The following is an 8,066-nucleotide window of genomic DNA, read 5'->3' as shown; positions in this document are numbered from 1 at the left end:
ATTCATCGAGCCACTGGTATTTGAAGGCGCGTGTACGAGGGAAGTTGTAGAAAACTGGCTGGAAGTACTGGTAGAGCAGTTACCGCAGGATGAAGATGGGCAAAAGCAACCCCATGTGCTGGTGATGGACAATGCAGCTTTTCACAAAGGTGGGAGGATAAAGGCGATTCTGCAGAAGGCGCGCTGTTTGTTGGTCTATTTGCCACCGTATTCACCGCAGCTCAATCCGATAGAGCGTTGCTGGTCGTCAGTCAAATGCAAGGTTGGGCAATGGCTGGACAGGGGAATGGATTTGCTACAGGCGGTGGAGCGGGCTTTTATTGAGTATATTATTTAGGGTGGATGGCTATATCGGTGATGGTTTGAGGAACAAGGAAAACGCCACTGCAAGCGGCGTTTTTGTGGATGGTGCGTAGGGTGTGTGGCGGCGTAGCCGACACGCACGCGGTGAAATTCGCAGCCCACGTGCGTGTCTGCGGCACACATCCATAAGGTGCGCCGCGGTGAAGAGAAACACCCCCTAACCCTCAAAGCGGCGGATACCACGCGACTGCCCGGCGAAGGTGCGCACGGTCTGGCGCAGCGCTTCGCGCGCTTCGAGGATTTCCTTGTCGCGGTCGTGGCTGAAGAGGTTGAGCAGGACGTGGTTGGTCAGGGCAATCAGGAAGAATGACATCCCGATCAGCACCATGACCGCGCGCGGTTTCCACAGACCCAGTTTGAGGACAAGCGCCAGCGAGAGAATCAGCCAGAGAAACCAGAGCAGGCTGCAAAAGGTGACGAGCGCCACCGGTTTGTGGATTTGCAGCGCTGCCGGTAGCTGGTTTTCTGCCCAGATTTCTTCGCCGAGGCTGTAGTTGTAGATGGCGACCGGGCGCGCGTCCGCTTCTTTTCGGCCCTGTATCCAGACGATGGCGACGTCGTGCCCTTCGCGCAGCGACAGGTTCCAGTTTTCCAGCTCGATGGCTTCTTCTTTGCCGCTGGCCTTGTCGCGCAGGAAAAATTCGTTGTGAATGCGGGTGTCGCCGCCGTCCCGGCTATAAACGGTGCGGTTTTTCTGGGTGCTGATGACCGTGCCGCGAAAGACGGTGATGGTGCAGCGGTAGCGTTTTTTGTACTGGAACGGCAGGGTGCGGCGCATGGTGTTGTGAATATTCAGGCGGGCGGTTGCGGCTTCGCCTAACCGCCCCTACTTTTTTAGGTGCCGACGATGTGCCGCAGGATTTCGGCGGTGATGTAGCCGCCGATGGTGCCCAAGGTGTAGCCAAGGATGCCGAGCAGCACGCCGACCGGGGCGAGTGCCGGGTGGAAGGCGGTGGCGACGATGGCGGCAGAGGAGGCGCCGCCGGTATTGGCGTTCGAGCCGACGCAGAGGAAGAAGAGCGGCGCGCGGATGAGGCGGGCGACGGCGAAGACGATAGCGATGTGGATGCCCATCCACAGCGCGCCGACAAGCAGCAGGCGCCATTGTTCGTGGATGCCGTTCAGGCGGATTTGCATACCGATGGCGGCGATGAGGATATAGATGAGCGCGGTGCCGAGTTTGGAGGCGCCCGCGTGGTCGAGTTTGCGCGCCGGGGTGAAGGAGAGGGCGAGGCCGATGAGGGTGACGAGCAGCACTTGCCAGAAGAAAGCACTGTTCAGGCTGTATTCGGCGGCGAGCGGGTACTGGTTGAACCAGGCGGCGAGCGCGTTGCCGAGGCTGTGGCTCACGCCGACCACGGCAAAGGTCAGACCGAGCATTTGCATGATGTCCGCCAGGGTGGTGATGCGCGCGTGTTCGCGTTCGTAGGTTTCCACGGTTTTGATGACTTGTTCGATGCCGCTGGTGTCCGCTTTCAGCCAGCGGTCGATGCGCGGCGCGTGGCGCGCCATCGCCAGTATCGCAAAGAGCCAGACGGAGGCGAGTGTCGCGTCAATGAGCAGCATGGTGCCGAACAGTTCGCCATCGATGTGGTACAGCTCTTTCATCGCCGCCTGGTTGGCCGCGCCGCCAATCCAGCTCCCGGCAATGGTGGCAAAGCCGCGCCAGATGCGGTCGCCATCGACCCATTCCGGCGCGATGAGGTGGAAGATGGTGAGGCTCAGCACGCCGCCGATGATGATGGCGAGGCTGGCGGTCAGGAACATCGCCAGCACTTTCCAGCCGAGGCCGAGCAGTTTCGGCACGTCCATCGACAGCGTCATCAGGAAGAGGCTGGCGGGGAGGAGGTAGGTGGCGGCAAAGCGGTAGATCTGCCCGCCGAGGTCGGGGGCGAAGACGCCGGCGCTGTTCAGCCCCGCCGGGATGAAGCAGCAGAGGACGATGCCGGGAAGGATGGTGTAGAAGCGCCGCCAGAAGGGATGGGTGCTGTTGCCGGTGTAGAAGATGGCGCCGACGACGCCCATGATGAGGCCGAAGGCGGCGGGCAGGGTGGTGACAAGCGGGTTCATGCGAGGTCGAGATATTGTTCGGCGAAGGCAGCGAGGGCTTTAGCGCGGTGGCTGAAGGCGTTTTTCTCGTCCGCCGTGTATTCGGCAGCGGTGCGCGTGTGGCTTGCCGGGATAAAAATCGGGTCGTAGCCAAAGCCGCCGCCGCCACGCGGCTCGCGGGCAATGGTGCCGTGCCACAGGCCTTGCGCGATGAGCGGCAGCGGGTCGTCGGCGTGGCGCAGGTAAACGATGAGGCAGACGTAATAGGCGCGGCGGTCGGTGACGTTTTCCAGCGCGGCGAGCAGTTTGCGGTTGTTGCCGTCATCGCCTTCGCCGCTGTAGCGGGCGGAATAGATGCCGGGCGCACCGCCAAGCGCGGGGACGCACAGGCCGGAATCATCGGCAATCGCGGGCAGGCCGCTTTGTTTGGCGGCATGGTGCGCCTTGATGAGGGCGTTTTCAACGAAGGTCAGCCCGGTTTCGGCGATTTCATCAATGCCGTAATCGCGCTGTGGCCGGATGGTGATGCCGAAGCGGGCAAGGATGGGGGCGAGTTCGGCGATTTTTTTCGCGTTGTTGCTGGCGAGGATGGTGTGCATGGGTTGTGCTCAAGTGAGAAAACAGGATACCGCCCTCCCCTGCCCTCCGCGTCGGATACAGTCTGCATCAGCGAAGCGGGAAATGCGGCAATGAGGACGACTATTTGCGCAGGCTCGCCATGATGGCGCGGTGGGCGGCGGCTTCGTCTTCCGGCACCTCAACCGCCTGCCAGTCGGCGGGACTGCCCGCTGCGGCGGGAGCAAACGTGGCGGTGGCGGCACTTTCCGCAGGCTGCGGCGCGGGGGCGGGTTCGGGCGCGGCGAAGTTGAAGCCGGACTGTTCGGTGGTGAGCTTCAGATAGACTTCGGCGAGCAGTTGCGAGTCGAGCAGCGCGCCGTGCAGGGTGCGGTTGCTGTTGTCGATGCCGTAGTATTTGCAGAGGCTGTCGAGGCTGAAGCGGCTGATACCGCTGATTTTTTTGCGCGCCAGCTCCAGCGTGTCGAGCAGGCGGAAGCGGTCTTCCAGTTTGTAGCCGACCCCGGCGAGGTCAAACTCGCGGTTAAAGAAGGACTGGTCGAACGGCATATTGTGGGCGATGAGCTCATCCGCGCCGTCGAGGTATTCCAGCAATTCCGGCAGGACGGCGGCGAAGGTCGGCTCCTTGGCGACGCGCTCATTGGTAATGCCATGGACGCGCATCGCATCCGGATCAATCGCCTGCTCCGGGTTGAGATAGCGGTGGAAATAACGCTCGGTCGGGCGGCGGTCAATCAGCTCAACGCAGCCGATTTCAATGATGCGGTGGCCTTCGGATTTGTCGCGGCCATTAAAATTCATGCCGGTGGTTTCCGTATCGAAGATGATTTGGCGCATGGGGTTTCCTTTATTGCAGCGGATGGGGTTTTTCGATGTTTTCGGCAACGGTGCCGAGGTATTGCAGATATTTCGGCGCTTCTCCGACGAATATTTCCGCCCCGGCACCCATATAGGCACGCATCAATTCGTCGGCGGCGCGGTCTTTGTTGCCCAGTTCAAATTGGGTTTGGCCGAGGCGCAAATGGATAAAAGGATTGCCGATGGCATTTGGGCAGCGCATCGCCTGCTCCAGCGCGGTCAGCGCAGCGGCGTAATTGCCGCCGAGGAAATGGGCATCGCCAATGGCGGTCTGTATCCATGTTGCCGCTTCCCAGTTTTCTTTGGGGTCGGGCAGCAGGTTCCAGGCGTACTGGTAAGCGGCGACGGCATCGCTGTATTTGCCTTCTGCGGCGAGGGTATCGCCGATTTCGCAGAAGCGGTTGATGCGGGTGTGCAGGTGCGGTTCGAGTTCGGTCATGGGTTTTCTTGTATTGGAAAAGGTGCGAATTGTAGCAGCATGGCTGCGGGCGTGCGCGGGTGCGTGGACAGGGCGGCAGCGCGATGGGATAATCGCCTCGTTTTCGGTATCCAACGGAGTATTTTTATGGCAAATAGTGTGATACAAACCAGCATTGATGAAAAAATCAATGCGGAAGCCGCTACGGTATTGGCAGAAATGGGAATGACCGTATCGCAGGCGATTCGCCTGATGCTGACCCGCGTCGCGCAGGAAAAACGTTTGCCGTTTGATCCGGTGCTGACGCCACGGGAAGAAACGCTGGCAGCCTTGCAGGAAGCGCGTTCGGAATCGTTAAAAAGCTATGCCAATATGGCGGAATTGTTGCAGGATTTGGATGATGCGTAGGGTGGTGCCAACATCGCGTTTCAAGCGGGATTTGAAACGTGAGTTAAAAGGGCAATACCGGCAGCTTCTGCTGGCGGATGAATTTAATGCCGTGCTGGAAACATTGCAGAAAGATGAGGCATTGGCGGAAAAATACCGCGACCATAGTATGAGCGGCGATTTTGCCGGTTGCCGCAACTGCCATATTCGCCCTGATTTGGTGCTGCTTTATGAAAAAACGGAGGCGGACAAACTGTTGCTTGTCCGCCTTGGCTCTCATGCGGTGTTGGGAATTTAGCCACGTTCCGCTATAATCCGCCGCATCAATCCCCCCGGTTTTGCCTGATATGCGTATCAGGAGTTCAAGGCCGGGGGCTCTTTTTTATCTGCCCATAACGGCCAGTTTTCTATATCTACGGTCAGGCCGAAATCTTGCAAGGAGATGATACGGCTGTCGATGGGCGGAAATTCTTGTAACAGCTTTTTGAAGCGACTGCCCCACTGTGAGTTTGGGCAAATTTTTTTCAGCATGAGTTGCATCAGGCAGAATGAAGGAAAGATTTTGTCTTCAGAGAGATGTTTCCATTCAGAATCCGCCAGACCTTTCAGGGTTGGACGGCCAATCATGTTTCGGTTCCAAAGGCGGCTATGGTGGGCGGCGATATTGCGGATAAAGTTAAATCCGTGCAGATAGTTGCCAAGATGTTTGCCGCTTTTAATACCGTATTTATGGGCAATTTTTTCTTGCGCCATCGGCTTCATGCCGCGATACAGATTGGCCAATGCACCAAAATCCCAAATTTCGCTCGCTGCCCATATGGGTAACGCGCCGCCGTATTTGTGTTGGTGATGTTTGACGATGGCGCTGTTTGCCTTTGCCGCGCGTTCCAGCAGTTTTTCGTATTGTTCAAACCAGCCCGCATGGTCAAATTTTGGGTCGAAGTATTTGGAATCGTGATGGGCGAGCGGGTCTTGTGCGCCAAGGTTGTAGCTTACGTCCACCCGCAAGGCGACTTCGATGCGTTCCAGCGCGTCCAGGGCAAGCAGGCGCAGCTTTTTGTCGAAGATGTAGAGTTGCAGGATGTGTTCAAAGCTGACGTCAGGCGGGAAGGTATCGCTGTAGCGGGTGGGATTATTTGCTTCTTTTTGCCGCAGGGGGTATGCGTAACCGCTCAGGCGGTAATAGCCGATACGCTCCAAATAATCCAATGCCCGTTTTTCGTTTTCAACGCGCAATCCGCGTGATTTCAGCAGTTCCAGTTGTTCGCGGAAGGTTTTCCAGTTTTTCATTAAGGGCATCGTTAATTTGGTATTTAATCAAAAATCCCTGTACACCATTGTTGTTCACATGGTGTGCCATCATGATCGCCATCCATTTCTGTATTTGGGCAATTCTTCAAGAAAAATTTCGCTTCTTCGCAAGAATGCATTTGTGAACAATGTCGCCTGCCATCGCAATGGTAGTTTTGTGAAGATCGGTGTTCTGAAGATACGGAGGCAGGTGATATTGAAATATTTGATGGTGATTTTTCTGTAAAGAACTTGTTATAGATAAAATACCCGATACCCGCAATAACAAGTATTGAGAGCAAAGATTCTAATAACTGTAATATTTTATTATTACTGGTTTCGCGATGATTCTTTTGAGAATCGGCACGTCTGTTTTGAAGTTTTGGACGTTCAAGATAATAAATATTTTTGGCTTCTTTTCTGCCTTTGTCGTTGGTTATGGTATCAAAGATGACACGTTCCCCAATTTGCGGACGTGGTGTTTTGAGTGTAAATGATGAAATATGTGCAAAATATTCGGTATTGGTTTGTTCTTCCTGGATGAAACCAAATCCGCGCTCATCGTTCCATTTTTTGATATTCCCGTAATGGTTCATAACTGTGTAAATGTGATGTCGGGCATTGCTGCCCAACGGTTCTTTTGGAAAGGTGCGCCGAGGCGCACCCTATGGATTGTTTAATGTTGTCATCGTAGTATGACGGAAATTTGTCAGCGTGAGCTACGCCTTAATTTGCGGCTGTAGTCGTTTATAAAGCCTACAGCATCATCGCCATTTTTAATGTATTTCACGGTGAATTCATTGAGTTCTCTGTAACCACCGCGAACAATGACAGTGTAGGATTTGGTTGCCCATGGAATAAACCCAACGTAAAAAGCAGCATCTTCAATAAATTCCCAAGAAATCCCATTTCTACCCCTATTCCAAGGAAAAATGCCAGAATATTTCCAAACACCGTTATGGTCAATAACAAGTTTTTGGGCTTTCGTATTTTTGATACCAAGAACCAATATGGCAATTATGGCTATCACAAACAGTAATATAACAGTCTCTTTATCTATTATAGGTTTTAGAATATCTGCTAATATACTGGTCGCAATTGACATTCCTATAAAGTACAAAACAAAATTTATGGCAATAAACCTAAAATATCCTACCCAGGATACTTTGTATTCTTTTCTGAAGTATTCTTCATTGTTGCTAGTGTTTTCTATTTCCATTGTGAGTGCTCCTGTATTTGTGCAGATGCCATTGATGGCAAAATGTGTCGGACATTACTGTCCGGTGGTTTAATTGTAAGATAGTGCGCCGAAACGCATTCTGTGAATTATGAGATACTGAATTATGCACTGATGCGATTTCAACGTATGATTACTGATATTTATTCGCCAGTCAGCCCAATATTTTTTTCAACAGTTGTGATGTAAGGGGCATTTTGCGTAATTGGTGGGCTATTGGCGGTGAAATTTTATAATAAATTCTGATTATTGCACGCCCAAAGGCGTTGGAAGAAAGTGTTTCGTCGCGGAAGCGTCGCAGTGCTATAACTTCTTCGGCATAAGCATCACCATAGACAGCAGTAGCTATGAAGCAGCCAAATCTTTTGTAAACCTCCGCACAATAGGGGCAAATAGAATGATCCGGTTCACCATTACGGAAAACTATTCTTGGCACCATTTTTCGTCCACATGACTCACATTTTACCCGATCGTCATTTTCTTGGGTTTGTTGGATGTTCTTTTTCAGTATTCTTATGTTTTTGGCAACCGGGCCACGTTTTCCTTTGGGACTAACTGCATCGAAAGATACTTCATCCCCGTTAGATGGCAGGTCTGCGCCTGTTATTCCTTTGATATTAAAGTAATGGTCGCGTCTATCGTTATCAGGGATGATAAAGCCATAGCCTTTTTCGACGCTAAACCATTTTACTTTTCCTTGCATTTGTTCGTTCCTTTTTGGTTTATCCGGTTTGAAGGTTGTGCTTGAAGGATATTGAGGTATGTCTGCTAACCCCATCCCAATTCTCACCCTCCGGGGAGGGCAGCTTTCTGGTTATGCGATTAATTGGACCGGGATGAGCCGGGGATTAATTTATAGATAGCAGGTATTTTTCCAGACATGGGCGG

General features: G+C 53.4%; 12 protein-coding genes. 3 read left to right on the top strand and 9 right to left on the bottom strand.

Translation table 11 applies throughout. The annotated features are described in order from the left end of the window. The coding region (locus tag Q0349_RS02295) for a transposase (protein WP_298079236.1) at positions 1–337 on the top strand (337 nt) is incomplete at its 5' end. A 183-nt stretch (positions 338–520) separates the two neighbouring features. Here the strand turns inward: Q0349_RS02295 and Q0349_RS02290 are convergent. The 5 genes from Q0349_RS02290 to Q0349_RS02270 all read right to left on the bottom strand — a co-directional run bounded on the left by Q0349_RS02290 (position 521) and on the right by Q0349_RS02270 (position 4,285). Further along, positions 521–1,141, bottom strand: a complete 621-nt coding sequence (locus Q0349_RS02290; protein ID WP_298079234.1) for a hypothetical protein — start codon at positions 1,139–1,141, stop codon at positions 521–523. A 56-nt stretch (positions 1,142–1,197) separates the two neighbouring features. After that, positions 1,198–2,433 (bottom strand): DUF819 family protein, encoded by a 1,236-nt coding sequence (locus Q0349_RS02285; RefSeq protein ID WP_298079233.1) that lies wholly within the window; start codon positions 2,431–2,433, stop codon positions 1,198–1,200. After that, on the bottom strand, positions 2,430–3,011 hold the full coding sequence (gene rdgB, locus Q0349_RS02280; RefSeq protein WP_298079231.1) for an RdgB/HAM1 family non-canonical purine NTP pyrophosphatase: 582 nt from the start codon (positions 3,009–3,011) through the stop codon (positions 2,430–2,432). Before rdgB ends, Q0349_RS02285 begins: the two co-directional genes overlap by 4 nt. 100 nt (positions 3,012–3,111) lie before the next feature. Then, positions 3,112–3,825, bottom strand: a complete 714-nt coding sequence (dnaQ, locus tag Q0349_RS02275) for a DNA polymerase III subunit epsilon (protein WP_298079230.1) — start codon at positions 3,823–3,825, stop codon at positions 3,112–3,114. Between the two features lie 10 nt (positions 3,826–3,835). Then, entirely contained in the window at positions 3,836–4,285 is a 450-nt protein-coding gene (locus Q0349_RS02270; protein WP_298079229.1) for a tetratricopeptide repeat protein, read from the bottom strand. A gap of 39 nt (positions 4,286–4,324) precedes the next feature. Between Q0349_RS02270 and Q0349_RS02265 the strand changes: the two genes are divergently transcribed. Continuing rightward, complete coding sequence (locus tag Q0349_RS02265) at positions 4,325–4,672, top strand: type II toxin-antitoxin system RelB/DinJ family antitoxin (RefSeq protein WP_298079228.1); 348 nt, start codon at positions 4,325–4,327, stop codon at positions 4,670–4,672. Next, a complete protein-coding gene (locus tag Q0349_RS02260; RefSeq protein WP_298079239.1) occupies positions 4,665–4,949 on the top strand; it encodes a type II toxin-antitoxin system YafQ family toxin in 285 nt (94 codons plus the stop codon). Before Q0349_RS02265 ends, Q0349_RS02260 begins: the two co-directional genes overlap by 8 nt. Positions 4,950–5,005: 56 nt before the next feature. On the opposite strand, the gene Q0349_RS02255 is transcribed toward Q0349_RS02260, so the two are convergent. The 4 genes from Q0349_RS02255 to Q0349_RS02240 all read right to left on the bottom strand — a co-directional run bounded on the left by Q0349_RS02255 (position 5,006) and on the right by Q0349_RS02240 (position 7,881). After that, positions 5,006–5,950, bottom strand: coding sequence for an Abi family protein (locus Q0349_RS02255; RefSeq protein ID WP_366916255.1), 945 nt, complete (start codon positions 5,948–5,950; stop codon positions 5,006–5,008). 14 nt (positions 5,951–5,964) lie between these two features. Then, on the bottom strand, positions 5,965–6,537 hold the full coding sequence (locus Q0349_RS02250; protein WP_298079225.1) for a cold shock domain-containing protein: 573 nt from the start codon (positions 6,535–6,537) through the stop codon (positions 5,965–5,967). Between the two features lie 113 nt (positions 6,538–6,650). After that, positions 6,651–7,160: a hypothetical protein gene (locus tag Q0349_RS02245; RefSeq protein WP_298079223.1), complete on the bottom strand. Its 510-nt coding sequence runs from the start codon at positions 7,158–7,160 to the stop codon at positions 6,651–6,653. A gap of 172 nt (positions 7,161–7,332) precedes the next feature. Beyond that, positions 7,333–7,881, bottom strand: coding sequence for a cold-shock protein (locus Q0349_RS02240; protein WP_298079221.1), 549 nt, complete (start codon positions 7,879–7,881; stop codon positions 7,333–7,335). Between the last annotated feature and the right edge of the window lie 185 nt (positions 7,882–8,066).

The sequence above is a fragment of the uncultured Cardiobacterium sp. genome, assembly GCF_938028185.1.
Taxonomy (GTDB): domain Bacteria; phylum Pseudomonadota; class Gammaproteobacteria; order Cardiobacteriales; family Cardiobacteriaceae; genus Cardiobacterium.
The sequence above is the reverse complement of the archived record's forward strand: the minus strand, read 5'-3'. Positions and strand labels throughout refer to the sequence as shown.